Source organism: Enterococcus sp. AZ177 (genome assembly GCF_050544585.1).
Taxonomy (GTDB): domain Bacteria; phylum Bacillota; class Bacilli; order Lactobacillales; family Enterococcaceae; genus Enterococcus_L; species Enterococcus_L plantarum.
In genome coordinates, this window is sequence record NZ_CP172944.1 from 3,137,775 (window position 1) to 3,160,158 (window position 22,384).

At 34.8% G+C, this 22,384-nt stretch carries 21 protein-coding genes; 15 read left to right on the forward strand and 6 right to left on the reverse strand.

Going from position 1 to position 22,384, the window contains the following annotated elements; all coding sequences use genetic code 11:
- Positions 1–785: 785 nt before the first annotated feature.
- The 5 genes from IGJ34_RS15380 to IGJ34_RS15400 all read right to left on the reverse strand — a co-directional run bounded on the left by IGJ34_RS15380 (position 786) and on the right by IGJ34_RS15400 (position 5,616).
- On the reverse strand, positions 786–1,679 hold the full coding sequence (locus IGJ34_RS15380; protein ID WP_111248235.1) for a ParB/RepB/Spo0J family partition protein: 894 nt from the start codon (positions 1,677–1,679) through the stop codon (positions 786–788).
- Complete coding sequence (locus IGJ34_RS15385) at positions 1,672–2,433, reverse strand: ParA family protein (RefSeq protein ID WP_010766686.1); 762 nt, start codon at positions 2,431–2,433, stop codon at positions 1,672–1,674. The genes IGJ34_RS15380 and IGJ34_RS15385 overlap by 8 nt, the downstream gene beginning before the upstream one ends.
- Before the next feature lie 15 nt (positions 2,434–2,448).
- Complete coding sequence (rsmG, locus tag IGJ34_RS15390; protein WP_069653546.1) at positions 2,449–3,165, reverse strand: 16S rRNA (guanine(527)-N(7))-methyltransferase RsmG; 717 nt, start codon at positions 3,163–3,165, stop codon at positions 2,449–2,451.
- Between the two features lie 314 nt (positions 3,166–3,479).
- Entirely contained in the window at positions 3,480–4,874 is a 1,395-nt protein-coding gene (locus IGJ34_RS15395; RefSeq protein ID WP_430597805.1) for a M24 family metallopeptidase, read from the reverse strand.
- Between the two features lie 34 nt (positions 4,875–4,908).
- Entirely contained in the window at positions 4,909–5,616 is a 708-nt protein-coding gene (locus IGJ34_RS15400) for a GNAT family N-acetyltransferase (RefSeq protein ID WP_430597806.1), read from the reverse strand.
- A gap of 302 nt (positions 5,617–5,918) precedes the next feature.
- On the opposite strand from IGJ34_RS15400, the gene IGJ34_RS15405 reads away from it, so the two are divergent.
- The 14 genes from IGJ34_RS15405 to IGJ34_RS15470 all read left to right on the forward strand — a co-directional run bounded on the left by IGJ34_RS15405 (position 5,919) and on the right by IGJ34_RS15470 (position 20,771).
- Positions 5,919–6,587, forward strand: coding sequence for a LytR/AlgR family response regulator transcription factor (locus IGJ34_RS15405; RefSeq protein ID WP_430598540.1), 669 nt, complete (start codon positions 5,919–5,921; stop codon positions 6,585–6,587).
- 284 nt (positions 6,588–6,871) lie between these two features.
- Positions 6,872–7,174 carry a WXG100 family type VII secretion target gene (locus IGJ34_RS15410; RefSeq protein WP_069653543.1) on the forward strand — a complete coding sequence of 101 codons (303 nt, stop codon included), beginning with the start codon at positions 6,872–6,874 and terminating at the stop codon, positions 7,172–7,174.
- A 71-nt stretch (positions 7,175–7,245) separates the two neighbouring features.
- Positions 7,246–10,599, forward strand: a complete 3,354-nt coding sequence (gene esaA, locus IGJ34_RS15415; RefSeq protein ID WP_430597807.1) for a type VII secretion protein EsaA — start codon at positions 7,246–7,248, stop codon at positions 10,597–10,599.
- Positions 10,596–11,066 (forward strand): hypothetical protein, encoded by a 471-nt coding sequence (locus IGJ34_RS15420; protein WP_430597808.1) that lies wholly within the window; start codon positions 10,596–10,598, stop codon positions 11,064–11,066. Before esaA ends, IGJ34_RS15420 begins: the two co-directional genes overlap by 4 nt.
- A complete protein-coding gene (locus tag IGJ34_RS15425) occupies positions 11,056–11,313 on the forward strand; it encodes an EsaB/YukD family protein (RefSeq protein WP_069653540.1) in 258 nt (85 codons plus the stop codon). Before IGJ34_RS15420 ends, IGJ34_RS15425 begins: the two co-directional genes overlap by 11 nt.
- 3 nt (positions 11,314–11,316) lie before the next feature.
- Positions 11,317–12,549, forward strand: a complete 1,233-nt coding sequence (essB, locus tag IGJ34_RS15430; RefSeq protein ID WP_167351498.1) for a type VII secretion protein EssB — start codon at positions 11,317–11,319, stop codon at positions 12,547–12,549.
- Entirely contained in the window at positions 12,550–17,004 is a 4,455-nt protein-coding gene (gene essC / locus IGJ34_RS15435; RefSeq protein WP_430597809.1) for a type VII secretion protein EssC, read from the forward strand.
- A 71-nt stretch (positions 17,005–17,075) separates the two neighbouring features.
- The gene (locus tag IGJ34_RS15440; RefSeq protein WP_430597810.1) at positions 17,076–17,483 is read left to right on the forward strand and encodes a hypothetical protein; all 408 of its coding nucleotides are present in this window, start codon (positions 17,076–17,078) and stop codon (positions 17,481–17,483) included.
- Positions 17,461–17,763, forward strand: coding sequence for a WXG100 family type VII secretion target (locus IGJ34_RS15445; RefSeq protein ID WP_430597811.1), 303 nt, complete (start codon positions 17,461–17,463; stop codon positions 17,761–17,763). Before IGJ34_RS15440 ends, IGJ34_RS15445 begins: the two co-directional genes overlap by 23 nt.
- 5 nt (positions 17,764–17,768) lie before the next feature.
- A complete protein-coding gene (locus tag IGJ34_RS15450; protein ID WP_430597812.1) occupies positions 17,769–18,440 on the forward strand; it encodes a DUF5081 family protein in 672 nt (223 codons plus the stop codon).
- On the forward strand, positions 18,433–18,759 hold the full coding sequence (locus IGJ34_RS15455) for a hypothetical protein (RefSeq protein WP_430597813.1): 327 nt from the start codon (positions 18,433–18,435) through the stop codon (positions 18,757–18,759). Before IGJ34_RS15450 ends, IGJ34_RS15455 begins: the two co-directional genes overlap by 8 nt.
- Positions 18,759–20,039, forward strand: a complete 1,281-nt coding sequence (locus IGJ34_RS15460) for a hypothetical protein (protein ID WP_430597814.1) — start codon at positions 18,759–18,761, stop codon at positions 20,037–20,039. Before IGJ34_RS15455 ends, IGJ34_RS15460 begins: the two co-directional genes overlap by 1 nt.
- Positions 20,039–20,536, forward strand: a complete 498-nt coding sequence (locus tag IGJ34_RS15465) for a hypothetical protein (protein ID WP_430597815.1) — start codon at positions 20,039–20,041, stop codon at positions 20,534–20,536. Before IGJ34_RS15460 ends, IGJ34_RS15465 begins: the two co-directional genes overlap by 1 nt.
- A 22-nt stretch (positions 20,537–20,558) precedes the next feature.
- The gene (locus tag IGJ34_RS15470) at positions 20,559–20,771 is read left to right on the forward strand and encodes a hypothetical protein (protein WP_430597816.1); all 213 of its coding nucleotides are present in this window, start codon (positions 20,559–20,561) and stop codon (positions 20,769–20,771) included.
- Between the two features lie 436 nt (positions 20,772–21,207).
- Here IGJ34_RS15470 and IGJ34_RS15475 read toward each other — a convergent pair whose 3' ends face one another.
- Positions 21,208–21,702 carry a helix-turn-helix domain-containing protein gene (locus IGJ34_RS15475; protein WP_430597817.1) on the reverse strand — a complete coding sequence of 165 codons (495 nt, stop codon included), beginning with the start codon at positions 21,700–21,702 and terminating at the stop codon, positions 21,208–21,210.
- 367 nt (positions 21,703–22,069) lie between these two features.
- Here IGJ34_RS15475 and IGJ34_RS15480 point away from each other — a divergent pair, with 367 nt between their 5' ends.
- A complete protein-coding gene (locus IGJ34_RS15480) occupies positions 22,070–22,369 on the forward strand; it encodes a hypothetical protein (RefSeq protein ID WP_430597818.1) in 300 nt (99 codons plus the stop codon).
- Positions 22,370–22,384 lie beyond the last annotated feature (15 nt).

Consider the following 22,384-nt stretch of genomic DNA (forward strand, 5'->3'; position numbering starts at 1 on the left):
TAATTAAATATGTGAAAAAAAGTTATTTTTATAAAAATAAACGAATCACTATGGTTTTATAAATCTAAAAAGAAGACTAGTAACTATTCTTTCCATTTATTTTCTTTCAACCACACTTAAAATACAATTACACTTGACCATGTTCTTACCAGACTTTTAATAGAAGTTTGCATTTTTCAGGGAATTATAAAAAAAGAATAGACAATTAAAGTGGTTTATGACTATTAAATTTTAAAATATCACTAATCTGTTCATGTAAGATCACTTTTATTTTTTTATGATTTTTTTATTTTGTTGCGTATATTACTAATATGAGTTCCATTATTTATATTCAATTAAGGGAGTATATTTGACGGTTCATTTGACGGCGTTAAAAAATAAGTAAATTTACTAAGCCCTACTATTTATCATAAGTTACAGGAATGCAGAGTAGTCTATACTTAAATTTTCATATAATAATGTAGCAATTTATCAATCTTTTAACGTTAAATGATGATTTTGTCTTCGTAATACGCTATAATATACATAAATTAAATATATTGTTATTTTTTATTACTCATTGACATGTCCAAATTCTTTATTGTATACTCGTTGTATAGGCTAACTAACCAATTGTCTATTTAACAACATTCATACAGTTTAATTTAAACAATTATAAATTTTTCTTATTCTATATAAAAATAAGAAAAATTACGTTATTTTCGAATATAAATGTATAAATAGCAAAAAGCGTAAAACAAAACTAAAAATAGTTTTGCTTTACGCTTTTTTATTTACCTAATTCATCAAGATTCGTCAAAATGAATCTCTAATATGTCCAAAATTCTAGCCAAATCAGATTGTGAAAGATACTCGATCTCAATTTTACCTTTGCCTTCTTTTTCTTGAATTGCAACTGTCGTACCAAATTTATCCATTAAGCGATCTTCACTTTCACGAATATAATATGGTTTATCTTTCGTACTTTTCTTTTCTTTTTTAGATGTTTTTTTGCCTTGATTTTCATTTAAATCATTGACGATTTGTTCTAATTGGCGAACCGTTAAATTTTCTTCTACCACTCGTTTTGCCAATGTTAAAATCAAGTCTTTGTCTTTCAAACCAAGTAACGTTCTTGCTTGGCCCATTGATAAGGTTTCGCCTTGAACCATTTCTTTGACTTGAGTCGGTAATGTTAACAAGCGTAAGTAGTTCGCAATATATGGTCGACTTTTGCCCAGACGTTCCGCTACTTCTACTTGTGTAAGTTTCAAATTTTTCATTAGCATATCGTAAGCTTCTGCTTCTTCTAGCGGATTTAAATCTTCTCGCTGTAAGTTTTCTAAAACAGCAACTTGCATCATTGCCTCTTCATCAAATTCTCGGACAATTGCAGGGATTGCTTCTTTCTCTGCTAATTTTGAAGCGCGAAAACGTCTTTCACCAGCAATGATCTCGTAGCCTTTAACAGCAGATTTTCTAACAATAATTGGTTGAAAAACACCGGATTGTTGAATTGAATTCGCCAATTCTTGAAGAGAGGCTTCATCAAATGTTTTTCTTGGCTGATATGGATTTGGACGAAGTTCATTTAAAGGAATTTGAAGGACTTCTTCTTTTTGAACATCTACATCTTCCAAACTAGCAAAATCTTGAAACAATGCATCAATACCTCTACCTAAACCTTTTCCTTTACTCATTATCCAACACTTCCTTTGCTAGTGCTTGGTACACTTCGGCACCACGTGAACGGGGATCATAATCAATAATCGACAAACCATGACTTGGTGCTTCAGATAAACGAACGTTTCGAGGGATAATAGTATCGTAGACTTTTTCACGGAAGTATTTGCGAACTTCTTCCACGACTTCAGCGCCTAAATTTGTGCGAGCATCATACATCGTCAATAATACACCTTCAATACGTAAGTCGGGATTAAAATGTTTTTGAACAAGACGAATCGTATTTAATAACTGACTTAACCCTTCTAACGCATAGTATTCACATTGGACAGGGATCAAAATCGAATCACTTGCTGTAAAAGCATTTATCGTTAAATGTCCTAATGACGGTGGACAATCGATCAAAACAAAGTCATAAATATCATTTATTTCTTCTATAGCTGCTTTTAAGCGAGATTCTCTGGCCATCATTGACGTCAATTCAATTTCAGCTCCAGCAAGTTGAATCGTTGCTGGCACGATATCCAGATTTTCTCTAGAAGTTTGTTGAATCACATTTTTGATTGGTTCTTCATTCACTAATACATCATAAACATCGGTAGCAACGTCAGGTTTGCGTACACCGATACCGCTTGTAGCGTTTCCTTGAGCATCAATATCGATCAGCAACACTTTCTTGCCATAATAAGCAAGACAAGCACCTAGATTTACAGTCGTTGTTGTCTTTCCAACACCGCCTTTTTGATTCGCTACAGAAATTATTCGTGCCATTTGTGTCCCTCCATCTTATTTGATTGGTTGTTTATTTGGTAACCCTGGTTTTCTGGGGTATTTTTTGGGTGTCTCTTTTTTCTTTTGGATTACAACGATATGTCGCTCGTCTTCTGTGATTGGTAGTTCAAATGATACTTCTTTTTGAAATTTACCACCTAAGATGGCGATTGCAGGTTTCGCTTCAATAATTTCTTCCTCGCTCTTAGCAGCTTTCAAAGCTAAGAAAAAACCATCCTTTTTGACTAATGGTAGGCACAGTTCACTTAACACATTTAAACGAGCAACTGCACGAGCGGTTACATAATCGAAAGCACCGCGGAATTCTTCTTTTTGTCCAAATGTTTCTGCACGATCATGGTACAAAGAGACTTCTTCCAACTTCAATTCATTGACTAATTCAGTTAAGAATGTGATTCGTTTATTTAATGAATCGACAATCGTTACTTGTAATGTTGGGAAAACTATTTTCAACGGAATACTCGGGAATCCCGCTCCGGCCCCTACATCACAAATCGATTTATTTGTTGAAAAATCTTCAAAAAAAGCTAATGAAATTGAATCGTAGAAATGCTTTAAATAAACGTCTTTTTCTTCTGTGATCGCCGTTAGATTCATTTTTTCATTCCACTCAACAAGTAATTCAAAATAACGAGCAAATTGGTTCATTTGATGCTCTGATAATTGGACTTCTTTTTGGCTTAATAGTTGTTTAAATTCTTCTGGTGTCATAGGTTTCCTTCCTTGCGTGAAACAGAAAATGTTTCACAATTGTCTTTTCTTACTTTAACGCAAATAGCAATTTCTTGCAATGTTTTTAGCGAGATTTATGGTAGTTGTAAAAAAATGTTTCTTTCTATTATATAGGATGAAATTTTCTCTCCTAATTTTAGACAAAAACAAAAGAGCTATACAGGCACTTCTTTATTTAAAAATAACGTCACTTCATAATGAATGGAACAAATGTTTCACGTGTAACAATAGGCATCAAAAATAAAATAAGGAACCAAACTCAAAAATGAGTTGTAGCTCCTTATTTTGTTAAACTACTTCACACAACGAAATGCTTGGTCTTTTGCGAGGTAAAAAGGCCGTAAATACCCTACTGTATTTGACAATGGAATGACATCTTCACTTAAATCAATATTCAATATTTCTTTGATGTAGGTTTTCCTTGTGATTATCCGTTGCCATAACTCTGGATAATTTTCTCTGAGTTGTTTCTGTAAATTTTTATCCGCCAGTGCAACACATTCTTCGGCACTAACTCCAGTATAACCTGTCACAGATGGAATAATATCGATTTGTAAAATCATACCACTCTTCAATATCTCCTGTGACCCAGCATAAATCGGTGAAGACATCCATTCTTCATCTGATACTAAATGCCCAGGATTCAAGTGCCAATGGTAGTCTGCTTGAGGAAAAACTTTTTCAATCGTTTGATAGAGCTCCTGCCCTAACTTACCAATTTTTATTGTTTCCAACCAAGTTGTAACAGCTTGATAATAAGGTATCGCGACTCTCTCCAAGTAATCATGCTGATTTTCTGGAAGTTGACTCTGATTTTCTATTACAAAACCCGTCCGACTAGACAATCCACCTTTAAATGCTGTCGTTAACGACAACGGATCACCCAATTTTACTTGCTTATGCGTCGGATACACATTTCCATATTCAAAACGCTGCCCGGTTGCAGCAATTGTAATCACGGTATTGGTTTGTCCTTCTGCCGTCAGTTCATTACCTAAAGATGCTTCAGTTACGCCGATTTCAACTGCGTCCATCGCATTTAACATACCACTGGAAGATAAGTTGGCTCCATATTCGTAATGCGCAATCTCATTGGCATTGTTAGTTGTACGAGCTCCTATATCCCCACGAATAAATAAATGTGCAGCATTTTTTAGCACCGCTAGGCTGTTTTTACTAGTTAAGAGTGCTTGAATGATAAAATATGGCAAATCAAAATATGCGTCGTTGTCTGATGCTGCTGTCGTGAACATCTTCCATCCAACAACACCTATCTTACTTTTTTCAGCTAAGCCAATACTTTCAAATATATCTTCTAATCTTGCTTCATTATCCATCGGCTGGTTTGGCAAAGAAAATAATGGCGAATGAATCAATTTGTTTTTGATCCGAGCGACCTTTGCCATTTTTAAATTTTCATTACCAAGAATCAAGGTACATTCACCTGTGGCCTCTAAAACAAGCAATCCTTCTTCAAAACGTGGAATAAAACCTGTTAAATATTCAAAGTTGCCCCCATGCTCTTTGTCGGCATAAATTACTAAGGCGTCGAAATCTTCTGCTTTCATATTGTCTAATACTTTTTGCTTTCTCTCACTCATTGTTTCATCTGTCAAAAAAGTTGGGGCTACATCGTTAAAACTCATCGGCTTAGTAATAGTAGTTAATTGGATTTCTGAATTTTTCATTTCATTGAATTCCCTTCAAATTAGTTTTTTTAGTTTAAAACTCATTCAACCGTTTTTTTTGCTCTCCATCAACCGTAAAATTCGAGACCGACAACCATGATTTCAGCCGAGCTTTTGTTTTCGGCCATTCACTATCAATAATAGAAAACCATGCAGTATCGCGATTGCGTTCTTTATAAACTAAAGCATTCCGAAAAATACCCTCAAAAACAAAACCTAAACGTAGTGCGGCATTTCTAGATGGTTCATTTAATGAATCGCACTTCCACTCATAACGTCGATAGCCTAACACATCTAGTGCATAACAAGCTAAAAGATATTGTGCTTCTGTAGCAATCCTCGTTTTTTTCAGTTGATCAGAATAAATAACGAAACCAACTTCGATTGATCCTTGTTCTCGGTCTATCCTCATCAAAGCTACTGTTCCTAGCGCTTTTCCATTCACATTATCAATAATTGCATAGTGGAATGGATCTTTTGAGTGGCTCATCGATGTAAGATACGCACTGAACTCTATTTTATTTTCAAATCCTTCTAATGGTATATACGTCCAATTTTTAGGTTTACTTTGCGGTCCGTAAACTTGATAAAGATCTTCTAGGTGTTTCTCTGGATCTACTTTTTCTAATCTGCAATAGGTTCCTTCTAGTATTGATTTTGTCGGATATTCTCTTGTAGACCAGTCGGTTATTGGATAGCCGACTGGTTGGTTGTATGAATTGTATTGTGCCGCTTTTTTCACTTTTCTTCCCCCCATTGCTACCTTTAGTGTATCAAAAAAAGATAGCTAATTATACCTATAGCTTTCGTGTTTTTTATTAAAATACCCTCTTATTTTAAAAAGATTATAACAAATTCTCTAAAAAGAATGATTTGGATTAAAATTTTGGAAATTTCTATAATAAAAAATATGATACAATTAAAATTGATTAAACGTGATCACCACTCTAAATACATTTTGAATCTTAAACTCAAGGGAGATGAGCTATTGAAGATTGCATTGTGTGATAATAACCAGAGAGAAATGGGAAAAATTGAAAATCTATACATCTACACTCTTCTCAAAAATATGAATTTGATTTTTATAGTAGCGGTAAAAAGTTAGTGCGACATCTAAAGGAAATCGAAGCAAATTATGCTATATACTTCATTTCTATTGAACTAAAAGAAATGGATGGTATTGCACTAGCTCAAAAAATACGGGCTGTTGATTTAGAAGCATTGATTATTTTTGTGTCTAATGATGCTCAGCGCATGTCTGAAGTATTTAAAGTCCAAGCTTTTGATTACTTACTGAAACCAATTTCTGATGAATGTTTACTGGAGATAATGACTAGGGCAAAAAATCACTTTACTACTAACCATTCTTATTTCGAGTTTTCGTTTAATCGAAAGCTTGTTGTATTGTCAATGAATGAAATTATTTATATCGCAAAAAGCGGTCGTATTGCTTATATTCATACAATAGAAAAAGTTTACAAAACGTATTTGACTATGTCTGAAATCATCAATAAAGCAAATAAAGACTTATTTACTAGGATACATGGTAGCTACGTGGTAAATTTAAATTATATTGTTGAGATCACGAAAAACGAAGTATTCGTTAAACAGGTTAAAAAAGATGTGCAACAAGAGAAACATATTGCTTTGCCCATGAGCAGAACATTTAAAGAAGAATTAAAAATGGCATATACAGCTTTCCTTAAATCATAATTCAACATGACACCACGAAATAAACAATTAATATTTCTCTAAAAAAATCTGTATTTGTTACAGATTTTTTTATTTTTTCATACTTAGAGATAATTATAAAAATCACCTATATATAAAAAAATACCTTAAAGGCAGGTTATATTTCTATTTATCTCTCTTTTTTTTACTTAAAACATGCAACTTTTTACATCAAGTATTTATTAACTCTTTTTTATGGTAACGTTTAGATAGATAGAAATCATTATTAAATGCTTTCTAATACTAACTATTTGGAGGAATGAAAAATGGCAGGCGATAGAATTAAATTATCCCCACAAGAACTAAGAACTTCTGCAACAAAATATACGGACGGTTCGCAACAAGTTCAAGATATTTTACAAAAATTACAATCTGAACAAGATACGATTCAAGGAAACTGGGAAGGTAGCGGTTTTGATAGCTTTAACGATCAATTCACTGCTTTAAAACCAAAAGTAAGTGAATTCGCGGAGCTATTAGAGCAAATCAACAAACAATTGAACGAAGTTGCTACTATTGTAGAAGAAACAGATCAAAATATCTCTTCAGCAATCGGAAGAGGTCTATAAGAAACACATATCTGAGGAATAGGGAGGGCACTTGCTCCTCGCTGTTCCTCTTTTGTTTAGGAGAATGATAAATGAACAGTAAAAAACTATATTATATGTTGAAATCTGTTTGGATGGTTGTAATTTTACTTATTATGCTTATATTTATGAATCGAGATTTTACTGATATCTCTGCCAATAAAGCAAAAGAAGAGAAAGATATGCGGTTAAATATTGCTTTAGTGAATGAAGATAACGGGGTTAACAAAAATAACATAGACTATAACCTAGGTGCAGATTATGTAAAGAAAATTGAAAAAGACGCGACGTATAACTGGTTTACAGTTAGTCGAGGGATTGCCGAAAATGGTTTAAAAACGGGCACTTATAATTTACTTGTTACAATCCCAAGCAACTTTTCAAGTAAGCTCTTAGAGTTAGACAGTGAAGCACCAGAAAAAGTTCAAGTCAATTATAAAATCAATGCAAATGGGAATGCTACCTTAGAAAATGAATCTAGGAGTGTTGGTCGGAAAATCGTCAATGATTTGAATCAACAACTGGTCGATTTATACGTGGTCAGCATCATTGATAATTTATATACTGCACAACAAAATATTGAAAAAGTCTACACCAATCAAACTGATTCAGTTGGCAAGTTTCAAGAGATTCTGTATCAGCCAACAATCAATTTTAAAAACTATTTACCAAGCATCACCTCCCAATCTCAAAGTGCCTTACAAGCAAATGACTTACTGACAAACACCCTAATCGATTTTATCAAAAATCCTGAATCACTTGTCAGCAGTCATCAAGACTTTTCTACTTTATTGGAGCAGTTACTAAAACAACGCGCCGATGGAAAATTGTCATATGAAGAATTTGTAAAACTTCTAACATCAATGGACAGCAGTTTATTAAGTTCAGAAACGAGTAAATTGTACAGCACATTAGAAACTTTGAACCAATCATTGCAGGATGATTTTATTACCTCAGATGATGGTAATGGCCGTTTTATTGAGCAAATGAATGCGCTGAATGAACAACTCATTGCTTCTAAAGCAGATGTTGAAAAACAGATTGCTGACCTAGAGGGAATTGAAGATAAGTATTTTGATACTTATAGCGAAGAGTTTTTCAAACAATTTAGAATCAATAATCCAGATGAAGCGTCTAAAGTAACCTTTAAGCAAGTTCTTACAAAAATGGATTATGACTATGGACAACTCTCAGATGTTTCCAAATTCAATGATAATTACTTGCAGAAAATGCAAGATCGTTTAGACAGTCTACCCTTTAAACAAGATACAAGAGATATCAACGAATTTAATGAAGTCTTTTTATACGGTCATCTTCCCTACACTGATGACCCTGCAATTGATGATATTCGATCAACTATATATGGAAACTACGGTATGTTAGAGAGTATCGAAAAAATCAATCAAAAAATTCGTGACACCAATGAAAAGTACCCGGACAATCCTACAATTAAAGAATTGGAATGGAAAGTTGATAGCGAAACGATTGGCAATAGCAACTATCACAAAGAATTAAGAAGAACTTATGACAATTTGGTAGCAGCAAGAGATAACGCTGTTGGTCAGTCTAAGGTCTTTACGATTACAACTGAAAACTTTAGAGAAGAAGGAACAATCACTTTTGGAGATTTACCTGCTGGAATCGAAGCGATTACTTATGGTTATCCTGAAACTGTAGTTGTTCCCGGAAAACCTATTGCTATTTCTAGCACCAATATGAGGTTTACGTACACGTTTGAAACTGATTTTGATGAAACTGAAGGCGCACCTAAAATTCCAATTACAGTGGAAAAAGTTCTTCATCCTGATGAGAACGGAAATGCCCCCGTCACAAAATCACTACCAGCTGTTGATGTAACAACAAATGAAACAGTAAATTCTGAGAAAAAAGAAAACTCAATCACTGAAAGTACATCTGCAGAGGAAACAACACCACAAACAGAAGAGGCTCCAGTTCAAGAAACACCTCAAGTAGAGACTTATGTAAGCCGAGCAACCGCTGGAAAATACACTGTTATGTGGGAGCAATCTGCTGATTTATCAGAATTTTCAAAGCCAAGATATCAATACGCGCAAAGAAAATACTCAGAACAATTAGGTAAAACAGTTGAACTTTACGAAACTGTACAAACAGAACTTAAAGACTTCAACAAATACCCATTCGACGTCTTCAATAACTTACTAGACATGAACATGACCGAAATGTTCAAACAAGTTCTTAACGGTACTTTTGCTACTGGTCATTACAAAGATCAACATGAAAAATTAGACTCTTTGGTCAAACAAGCATCTGATATTGATCGTCAATCGGAACGAATCGGTGAAAAACTTCAGGAAATTCAAGGTAATACTATGAATCTGAACGAAAACGTCAAATCCCACTTAGCACAAATTGCTGATTGGCAAAAAACGATGACTGAAGCTACAACTTCAGAAACAAAAGTCGCTTCTGACAATACTGCTACAGATTCAGAAATATCAGCAATCGACTCCATGCTTCAATCAATCAAAAAACAAGCAGAAATGCTGAAAGAAGCATCTAGCATGAACGTCAAAGAGGCAGAAAGTGTTAAATCTGTCTTCACATCATTCGATAAAGACGTACAAACTGCACAAAAAAACGGTGAAGATTTATCTACTAACGCAGATGTCATCATGAACAACTTGAACAAAGAACTTGCTAATAACAATGATTTTGTCTCAGCATTTATCAAAGTATTAAACAATGCTCACAAAGACGGCGTTCCAAATAATACACTGCTACAATTTATCGCTAACCCTGTCAACGGAAAAGCAGAAGCCACAATCAAAACAACTGAGGTCAATGAGCCATTCACTTGGATCTTAATCATGTTCACCTTAAGTTTGTTTGTCGCTTATCTATTCGCAACACAACCTGTTGTCAGAAAAGTAAAAAATAAATTCAAACGAGAAAAATTATGGCTTAAAGACAACATGTTAGAAACATTGCTACTTAGCTTAAGTGCTATTGGCATTGGATTAATCTTAAGCATGTTAAGCATCAGTGAATTAAGTATTGTCAAAGAGTCTCAAATCGTTTGGGGCATGATGGTCGTATTGTTTATGCTAATTTTCTCATTATTGAATCACTATGCATTGAAACAATTCCATATTGCTGGATTTGCCTTGAGCCTCTTCTTATTTATCAGTTATGTATTTGTCACAAATGCAATCGGTAAAACAAAAGGTAACAACCCGATGGTCGACCTTATTCGATCAGTCAATCCACTGTCGATCGGTGAAAATAATTTAGCAGATGTTCTAGCAAATAACGCCTTAAATATTGTTCAGATCATTTTGTATCTATTAACGATCGCAGCCTTGATTTTATTCAACATTTTTATTTGGAAACCAAGACGGAAAGCGAAGGAAGTGGTCACAAAATGAAAAAGCTAATGGTCTTATGCTTACTAGGCATCAGTATCTTTTCCTTTTCTGACGTAACTCACGCTGAAGAAACCTTACTCGATAATAACCTAGAATTACAAACAGATCGTTTAAACAAAGATCAAATAGACGATGGTAAAACCAAAAGCTTTGTAGCGGAAGACCGCTTGTTCGAAGCTGAAATGATCAAAAAAACAACCGATGCAAAAATACTAGAAGAAAAACAAAAACAAGAGGACATGTCTAAGCTCTTCCTAACAAAAGGAGCAAAAGTAAAGGAATTAGATCCTACTCAACTATTTGCAGCAAGTGAAAATAACCAAGCAGCAGTAAAAAGAGAAGAGACTGTAGATGCAGTTTCTTCTCCTCCTGCGTTATTTCCATTAATTTTAGGCTTAGCATTGGTGACCGTGGTCACATTACTTTTGTATCACAACAGAAAAAGAGGACAGAATCATGGCAGATAATACAGAACATATCAACGTAACATTGTTGTATCAAAAAAATAGAGAAAAAATGGTTGATTTAAGAATTCCTAATAACATTACTGTATTTCGGTTTATTCGAGAATTGAACCAAATTTTTGGCAAAGAAAAAGACGTTAAAAAATATCAAATCAAAGTTTTGAATAAAGGAATTCTTTTAGACGAAGAACAAAAATTAAAAGATTTTCCGATTACTGACGGAGATATAATCGAAGTGTTGGGAGAATAAATGATGGAAAACATGAAAGAAACAGCTGTAGCGATAATAATTGAAAAACATACGTATGAATTTAAGAAAACGGTGGCAAATTGGCAGCTTGCTTTAAGAAAATCAGAAGTTCAAGTCAATGAAGAAAAAGATTTAGCTTTATTGAAAGTCGCTCACCCATTATTGATGGACACAAGCATCCACTGGGAAGAAGATGCCGTGACCTTCACGTATGAATTACCTAAAGAACGCATTACCTTTACAGAATTAAAAGCTGGAACAAAAGAAGATAAACTTCGTGCCATGGCAAATATGGCCGCAGTTGAACAACTATTAGATTTACCACTTACCTTCTTTATCCACCCAGAAAATTTGCTGTTTGATTATAACTTACAGCCCAAAATAGCTTATCGCGGACTCGACGGAAAAATGCCGCCGAAAGTCACCAATAATGACTTATTATTAAGACAATACAAAAGCTTGATCATCGCCTTATTCGAGAAAAAAGATGACTTTACCAAACTCTATGAAGGGCAACTAGAAATCAAAAAAGGCTCTGAGTTTGTCCAAACGATTTTGAAAAAAGAAAGCTTTGAAGAAATCAGAGAATATTTAGTTCAAATGTACGACCAAACAGTGGAACATGCTGCAAAAACAATTAAAAAAGTCAGCAAAACGAAATTCCAAGTGATGAAACAATTATCGATTTGGATGACAGTCTTATCCGCAATTTTAGTGATTCCACTCGTTTATTTACTGTTTTTCCGTTTACCATTCTTAGATAGGATGCAAAATACTGATACAGCCTTCTTGAAAAATGACTATGAAGCCGTGATCACAACCTTAGACCCAGTGAAAACAGCAAGTATTCCTTTCACCCAAAAATACGAATTAGCCTTTAGCTTTATTCAAGGTGAAGCCTTACAGGAGCAACAGAAAAAAGTTATTTTAAACAACGTAACCTTACGTTCTGATGAAAATTATCTAGACTACTGGATCGAAAATGGTCGTGGGAATCTGGATGAAGCGCTAGATGTAGCGAAAAATTTAGAAGATTCCGATTTGATTTTATATGGAATCACACAAAAAATCGAACAAGTTAGAAAAGACACAAAAATGACTGGTACCGAAAAAGAAGAAACAATCGGTAAATTAGAAGCGGACTACAAAAAATACAAAGAAAAACGTGACGAAAGTGTGAATGCTGCAGCAGAAGCGGAACAAACACAAGGATCGACTGCTCAGGAGGGAAATTAGATGACAAAGACACAAGCCATCATCTATCTTCAAGGCTATCGCTATCAACTGACCCTGGACGAAGAGAAAACACAACGAATCGGATCGGATAATCAAGCATCTCTTCACTTACCTTTACTGACAGAAGCGGATGAACTAACGATCGAAAAACAAGACGAGTGGGTAGTGACACACCAAGGGCAGGAACATGTTTTATCACTTGGCACTCCCCTCTCCCTTTCATTATCAGATGATCAACATGCAACAATTATCTTAACACCTATGACCAAACTACATGTGTTTGATCTATTAGACAAAAAAGAAATCATTTTGAGTACGGATAAAGGCGCAACCCTTGAATTGCCGAATGATCATTTAGCAGAACCACTTTCCGCTATTTTGAAAAAACAAGACGAGCAATGGTTGTTGACGGTACTTTCTGGTGAGTTGATGATCAATAATCAATTATTTACCGGCACAGACTATTTACTTGGTAAAGGAGACGAACTGTCTTTCTTACACCACACATTGAAAATTTTTACTCATGAAATACACGCCACAGAAGGTACGATCATAAAATCTGATCTATGCGAAATCTACAACTCTCGTTACGATGTCTATGAAGATTACCCAGATTTCCACCGTTCACCGCGGATCATTTACCGTGAACCAGAGGAAAAAATTACGATCAACGCACCAAGTGAACCGAACAATAAACAACAAGATCAACTGATCAAAACGATTTTACCACCGATCGTCATGTTGATGGTAACTGTGGCAATGGCCTTTTTCAGACCAAATGGTTTATTCGTTTTAGCCAGTGCCGCAACGACCTTGATCACGATTATTTTCTCGATCACCAATTACTTTAAAACGAAAAAAGAACACAAACAAAGCTTGATCGATCGTGAAGTGAGCTATAAAAAATATTTAGTCGACAAGTCAGTAGAATTACACCAATTAAATCAAGAACAAAAACAAGGGCAATTGTATCACTATCCAAACGTTTCAGAATTATTGGAGATGACCAAAACCTACAGCCCTAGAATTTATGAAAAAACAGCACTACACTTTGATTTTCTTTTCTACCGCTTGGGGTTAGGAACTCTGCAATCGTCAAGTGATATTACCTACTCAAACAAAGAACGTGGGAAAGAAACCGATGATTTAGAAAAAAGTGGTTATGAGCTTTATACGAAGAGCTTAGAGCTTGAGGATATGCCGATCGTAGCGAATTTAGTCAATGGACCTGTTGGGTATATTGGCCCTAGAAACTTGGTGCTAGAACAGCTTCATTTATTAGTCAATCAATTATCTGTCTTCCATAGCTACCATGATTTACAATTTATCTCAATTTTCCCAGAAGCCGAAAAAGACCAATGGGAATGGATGCGTTGGTTGCCTCATGCAACAATGCAGGATGTGAATGTGCGTGGCTTTGTCTATAACCAACGGAGCCGTGACCAAGTATTGAATAGTTTGAATCAAATCTTGAAAAACCGTAAAAATTCTATGGAAGAAAACCGCAATAGTCGAGATAGTACGATCTTCTCCCCTCATTATGTGGTAATGATCACCGATGAGAAGTTGATTTTGGATCATGTCATTATGGAATTCTTCAATGAAGATCCGAGTGAATTGGGTTGTAGCGTGATTTTCGTGGAAGATGTCATGAGTAGTTTATCGGATAATATCAAAACCGTTATCGATATCCGTGACCGTAATACTGGGGTGCTCTTATTGGAAGAAGGAAAATTGAAGAATACACCGTTCCAATTGGATCACTTCCCTGCTGACTTTAGTAAAGAACAATTGCCACGTTTGTTGGCGCCATTGAATCATTTACAAAACTTGAAATCAAGTATTCCTGAAGCGGTGACGTTCCTAGAAATGTACGGCATCGAGAAATTTGATGAATTTAACGTGATCCAACGTTGGGCCGAACATTCCCCACATAAAACCTTAGCTGTGCCGCTTGGTTTACGTGGAAAAGACGATATTGTCTACTTGAACTTACATGAAAAAGCCCACGGACCGCATGGTTTAGTCGCTGGGACAACAGGTTCTGGTAAATCGGAGATCGTACAGAGTTATATTTTGAGTTTAGCCGTGAATTTCCATCCGTATGATGTGGCTTTCCTCCTGATTGACTACAAAGGTGGAGGTATGGCGAACTTGTTCCGTAACCTACCTCACTTATTAGGGAGTATTACCAACCTAGATGGTGCTCAAAGTATGCGCGCCTTAATCTCGATCAATGCCGAGCTAAAACGCCGTCAGCGCCTGTTCTCGGAGAATAACGTGAATCATATCAATCAGTATCAAAAATTATATAAAAGTGGCGATGTTGAAGAGCCGATGCCTCACCTCTTCTTAATTTCAGATGAGTTTGCGGAATTGAAATCAGAACAGCCTGAGTTTATGAAAGAACTTGTTTCCACTGCTCGTATTGGGCGTTCGTTAGGGATTCACTTGATTCTTGCGACTCAAAAACCAAGTGGTGTGGTGAATGACCAAATCTGGAGTAACTCGAAATTTAAATTAGCGTTGAAAGTGGCGGATAAAGCCGATTCGATGGAAATGTTGAAAACACCTGATGCCGCAGAAATCACCCAAGCTGGGCGTGCGTACTTGCAAGTGGGGAATAATGAGATTTATGAACTGTTCCAAAGTGCTTGGAGTGGTGCGGATTATCAGCCTGAGAAAGATGACCAACAGATTGAGGATCATACGATTTATTTAGTTAACGACCTTGGTCAGTATGAGATTCTAAGTGAAGATTTAAGTGGCTTGGAGAATGCGGATGATGTGAAACAGATTCCGACTGAACTCGATGCCATTATTGATGGGATTCATGAAGTGGCGGAACGTGAGAATATCACACCCCTTCCTCGTCCTTGGCTACCGCCGTTGGAAGAACGGATTGCTTCTTCTACCCTTCATCCTGTGGACTTTAGAGAAGAATGGTTAACGGAGAAACAGCCGCTTGAACCTGTTTTGGGTGTGGTGGATGTGCCGAGTATGCAGGCACAGAATACGTTGCGTTTGAATATGACGCAAGAAGGTCATATGACCGTGTTTAGTAGTCCTGGGTATGGGAAAAGTACATTTATGCAGACGGTTGTGATGGATTTGGCGAGAGTGCATAGTCCTGAGCGATTGAATGTTTACTTGCTTGATTTTGGGACGAATGGATTGTTACCTCTTAAAAAATTACCGCATGTGGCGGATACGATGAGTATTGATGAAGAAGAGAAAATTGAGAAGTTTGCGAGACGGATCAATGATGAATTGAAACGACGTAAGAAGCTTCTTAGTGAGTTTTCTGTGGCTAGCTTGGATATGTATGAGCGAGCTAGTGGCAAAGAAGAACCGATTATCCTGATTCTTTTAGATGGATTTGAAGGATTGAAAGATGCGAAGTTCAATGAAATCCTTGAGAAAGTGATTACCCAAGTTGCCCGTGAAGGTGCTGGGATCGGGGTTCATTTACTTCTTTCTGCAGGTAGACAAAACTCATTGAAAGCCATCCTTTCAAGTAATATCAAAACACAGATTGTCTTGAAGATGATCGATGACAGTGAGCCTAGAGCGATTGTTGGAAGAACTACACTTACTATTGATGACTTACCAGGTCGTGGCTTGATCAAGTTAGAAGAACCTGAACTGTTCCAAGCAGCATTACCAGCTGATGGTGAAGATACGTTACAAATCATTGAAGCAATTCAAGAAGAAGTTAGCCAGATGGATGAACATTGGACTGGGGCTAGACCTGAACCGATTCCGATGGTGCCTGATATCCTTGATTTTGAAAGTTTCAAGCGGAAAAAATCAGTTCAATATGCAATGAACAACCAGCTAATACCATTAGGTGTTGATTACGAAGAGGTTGAAGCTGTACCCATTGACTTAGCTAAAATGAAACACCTTGCAGCATTCAGCGATCGCGAAGAAGCTCTAACGTTATTGCAAAAACAAATGATCTCTACAGTTAGTCAAATGGACAATGTAAAATTATTAGCCATTGATACAGAAGGTGTGTTAAATCAATATCAAGAACGTATTTCAACTTATGTTTCTGGGGAACAAGTTGGACAATTCTCAGAAATGTTACTTGCTGAAATCGAACGCAGACAAGAAAGTGGCAATACGGATGCATGGGTCGTCTTAATTGATAATATGGCGAATTTCGTTAAAGAGTCTGGGATTAAAGACGATGAATTTATTGCTATTTATGAACGTGCACCAAAAGTTGGCATTCACTTAGTAATGTACTCTTACTTGAATTTCTTAAGTGGTTACGAAGCCATTCCAAAATATATCAAAACAAATACCAAACAAGCAATTTTAGGATTAAGAAAAGCCGATCAAACAATATTTGAAAAACCATATCAAGCGAATGAACCTTTGCTTGAAGTAGATGAAGCTTATTTCTATACCAATAACGTTTACTACAAAATGAAATGTTGTCGATGATATAAATAAGAAAATAGGAACCAGAATTGCTTATTTTGGTTCCTATTAAAATAAAGATAAGGAGTTTTACTATGGCCTTTCAAACTGGATTCTATAAAGAACAACGAGATAACTATAAAAAATTAGCAGCAGAGTTACAAACACTTTTATCTGATCATCAAAAAAAGGAAACAAGTGCTTCAACTATATTAACGACCTATAAATCCCAAGCACCTGAAATGTCTGCGAGTGATTTACCATCTAAACATTACGTAACCTCAGCAAAGTCAGTCACTACAAACTTACAATCATATATTAATAAAGTGAAACAAAATCAAGAAAGTTTAACACAGGCTCAGCAAAAAGCAAGCGAAGTAGCCCAAGAGTATGCAAAAAAATACGAAGCTGAAAAACAGAGAGAGAAAGATCACAACGACGCTGTAAGAGCTGAAAAGAAACGAAAAGAGGATGAAGAACGTGAGCGACGTAAAAATAGATGATGCAAAATTAGCTGATGCAATTACAAAAGCAACATTGATTCAAGAAAAAGTAGGTGAAGCTTTACAAAAGGCACAACTTGTAAATAACAAATTACACGGCGGTGCGGTTTGGTCAGGTGAAGCAAAAGATTCTTGTGCTGCCTATTTAGACATTGTTGTTCAATATCATAAAGATATTGAAAAAGGACTTAAAAAACATGAAAAAGCATTAAAAGACTTGAAAAAAAATATCAAAAAATTTGAAGCTTCTGGAGAAGTTCAAGCAGTTAAAGGACTTTGATAACTATGACAATAAAAGAGAGTTTTACCCCCGAAGAACTATTTATTTTACTCCAATCTATAGATAAAAGACTCTTGGTTGGATGTCCTGAAATTCAAGACTGCTCTTTATCCCCTACTGAATCCAGTAAAAAAGCAGAACAATCACTCAAAAAGAAAGAAATTGTTGACTCAAAAAATAATTTGACTAAACATGGCGCTGATGTCATCCGTTTTTTAGAACTATACAGCAAAAATCAAAAGTTCATTTTCGTTAATAATTGTTTTATGACATTTTATGATACTAAAGGGATAGGGATTATCAAAGGAGAAGACGGCTATCTCTTCACTCAATTTACAAGACAACAATTTTTAGAAGAAGTCTATCTGACAAATGAACTTTTAAGAGGCGAATCAGGAAAAAATGCAGTTGTTCATAACGAAATAATTAATAATAAAGAAATAGAAACACTTTTAGAAGCCGTTGACTCACAACTCTTTTCAGTCGGTGAAATAAAAGTGCTTGACGATAAAATCAGTACCGTAAAAGAATGGTTGTTTTTCATGAAAGAAGAAAGATTGATTGAAATAGATGTAGCAACCAAGAAAATTTATCATACAAGTCAAGAATTATTAAATAAACGAGTAGTTGATACATTAGGTATCGAGTATGAGAAAGGAAGAGGTTGGTTTGACTAAAACACAAGTTAGTGCAGACGAGATGTCTGATTTAGTATCGTTACTTCGTTCTACAAGTTCTATATTAAATGAAGCCGTAACAGCGGCCACAGAACTTCAACAAACTGGATTCTATGAATCAGGAATGGCATTAGACAAATTTGCGATATATCCTATGGCATTTGTAAAAATTAGTGATTTAGTTCAGCATTATGAACGAATGGCTTCACTAGTAGAGTTTACAACCAACGAATTTAAAGACACAGATAATTATATCGCAAGTAAAGTTGCTGAAAATGCCCAAAATAGTGCGAAAGTGAAAGGTGGGACGATTTATTAATGAGTAAAGTAAATTGTATTCAAGCAGATTGGCAACAGGATGTTAGTGCCATTGCTGGGTTAAATGCTGGTGGTGGCGCAGCCGATTCTATCGCAACTTTAATCAAAGATAGTTTTGATATCATCACAGATGCAGAAGACACTATCAGCAGATATGATAATGATGGAGAAATCAATTCTGTTTTTGATACGGATTCTGTAGGAAAATATCAATTAGCTTCTTTTCCTACTTTAACTGAAACACTTCACAAATATTCAAAAAATGCTCCTATATCTATTCAAAACGATATCGATCTCCCTTTCAATATGAAATTAGATGACTTTTTAGGCGCAATGAGTAACGTTGATATCAAAGGGTATAGTACAGCAGCTACTGGGTCTTTAGCAAAATCAGGTAATTTCTCTACTGGTCAATCGGGTATTGTGACACTAAAAGATTTACTAGAACCTGCAACTCCGTTAGGAAAACAGTTAAAGAGAGAATATATTGAGTTCAAAAAACAGATTGGTGATGATTTCACCTATGAAGAATACCAAATGATGGCGATGAATCTTGCTAGTTACGATTATGATTCCTTTTTAGAAGCATTAGCTAAAGGAACTGCCGCTTTTGCATTGACTGTAGCTGTAACAAGTATCCCTGTTATTGGACCGATTATTTCACTAGGTATGTCGGGTGTAGGTGCATTAGAAGGATTTTGGGGCGCTGCAACTGGTAACAGTCTTTTAACTGGAAGAAAGTTGTCAGGTGAAGAAAAGGTATTATCTGGATTATTTGGTGCAATGAACCTAGCTTTTGCTGGACTTACCGCTTATAATAGTTTCTTTAAGGGGAAAGTTAAAATTCCTTCTAAGAAAGCCAGCGAACTTGATGTTGCGGAAGAAACAGTTACTTACCGTCGAGTTCAAGGAGGGCAAGGAAATAAATCTAGTCAAGATAGAATCGTTGTAGATAATGATGGAAATATCTTTATCAATAAAAAAGACAGAGATCTTAATATAAGTATTGATGATGGGGAACATGCGAGACACTTTATTGAAAATAACAGACCTGGTGCAGATTTAATAGAAATTGAGGTACCAAAATGGTTTGATGATTTTGTAAAAGAAAACATGATTCCACAGGCTGGTTCTAAAACCAACCCGGCAAATCAGGGAGGAACTGTACCTAAACTAACTGATCCAACTACTCCAGGAGTAAGTGTTGAGTTTCCTCCTCCTTGGGCTGAATGGATTGAAGAAGTTGCTATCAGTTCCAAAATCATAAAAGGTGGGAAATAATGAATTTAATACCAGACTATACAGAAAATATAATTGTAGCAGTTATTTTAGAAGGAAATTTTTCATGGTACGTTTCTGATAAAGAAATTTGGTTTTTAGATTATCAAAAACGTGTTACAGCATTTGAAAATAAAGGATACAGTATTGATATTAATTACATTGATAAAAGTCGAAAAAATAATTTAGTTCTAGATACTCCTAATGCTTCAAACTTTCTTAATTTAATAAAAGAAAATAAAGCAACTGTTGAGGAACTAAGAAAATTTTTATTAAACAGTAAAAACAATGTAGATGATAGTTGGAAATATGATTATAGACCTAGCTTGTATGTAGATTTTGATAAAAAAATATTCTATTCAAATTATTCAGAGCCTTCTTCATATGAAGACTATGTTCCTGAATTCTGGTATTCTGAATATAAAGATTTTGAAGATGATATTCCAAATTCAAAAAAATATTGGATGAGCCATTCTGAAGATAATTTATTTAGTGTTTAATAGTAGAGGAGAATGTTTGAGAATGAAAAAAACTATTTCAATAATGACAGAAGAATTTGAAAATGAACAAACTGGGGAAAAAGTAGAAGGTATTACAATTATGATAGATGGTGTGCTCAAAGAATTTGTAAATGTTATTAAGTCTAAAGACTCTAAGTATCATACTACCGTTGATGTGATACAAGATGCCCTGATGAGGGGGCTAGAGGAAATTAAAAATGACTACAGTAAATAAAAAAGCATTTTACTATCTGATTAGTGTCGGATAGTAAAACCTTGACTAATAATATGTAACTCCCTCATCAAGGTAATATAAATTAAGTATTAAAGTTATTGAAAACGATATTCGTGAGTAACAACATGAATATCGCTTTTTATTGTATGTAAAATGGATAAGATAGATTTTTAGATTGCTATTTTGCTAGATTATGAGGGTGAAGAAATAAGAATTTAGAAGAACAAATTCTAATGTTAAAGCAAATGGTAGGCATGTTACGCTAAAAAAAGCTCGAGGAACTAGACAAAGTGATAGCTATTTTGTGAGTTCCTCGGACATTTACATGGGGATTTTAGAAAAAGAATAACTAGCCTACTAGTAAAAATAAAAGTGGAACATCTAGAAAATGACAAAAGAACAGAACTGACACTATTTCAAGTCAATTCTGTTCTTTTTAAGCTCTATCTGAAACAAATTTAGTTTCTAAATACTTCTCCCTAGCAATTTCTAATTCAGATTTCTGTTTTAATACAATAAGTTCATACAATTTTTTGTTACTTAGATTGTCTATATCTAATTCTGAAAGAAGAAGTTTCCTCTCTTTCTCTAACTTTACTTTATTAAATCCATCCTTTTCACTTTCTTCCAAAATATTTCTATGTAGTTCATTAAATGAGGCTTGTTTCCTCAAAACATCCAAAACTATATTTTCAGAAGTCTGACTAAGCTCAATATTCTCACTAAAAAGAGTCTCAACAGTTGTGCCTAATGAAGATGCAATCGCGTAAAGAGTCGTACTCAGAGGAATTGTTTCTCCTTTTTCGATCTTTAAAATACTTTGCTTAGTTGTTTTAGCATTTTCTGCCAGTTCTTCCTGTGTCATACCTCTGACTTTACGTAATTTCCTAATATTAATTCCTAACTGCTCCAAAATAGCACCTTCTTTCATGTATTACTATACTAGGTTTTACAATATTTTTCAAAAAAGTATTCAAATGTTTACTTTAACCATTGAAAAAGTAAACAGAAATATGTATAATGAAAATATAAAGTTAATAGAAACAGTCTTTTGTATAGGAATAATTAATATTTTATATCCTATACGTCTAAAAATACAGAAGGCTCTATTTAAAGGAGGCGATCTAACATGAACCTAAGTAAACAAGTTTATTTATTTTGAATTCATGAACTATTAAAACAAAAAGCAGAGCTCTAAAAATAAGAAATGAATTTCTTAAATTAAAACTCCACCATAGACAAGTTGAGTATATCATACATTTAAGAAATTCTCCAAAAAAATTTAAAGGAGAAACATAATGAATAAAATACAACCATTAACTATTAAAAACGACAGAAATCAACCAATTAAAAGTATTAGCTACCAAGATATCTACTCATTACATGATCTTTTAGAACAACTCAATTCCTGGCAAAATGCCCTGAATTTACTAAATGATTTTTTTAGTGACAAGCAACGACCAGTAAACAAGAAAAAAATCGCAAGTAACTATTACGCTTGTTCACAAATCTTCTCTATTTTTCATAATGACTTTACGCAAACCTTGACGAAAATGGAACAACAAATTACAGAGTTGAGACAAAAAGAAAAAATTTGAATATTGAGTCGCCTT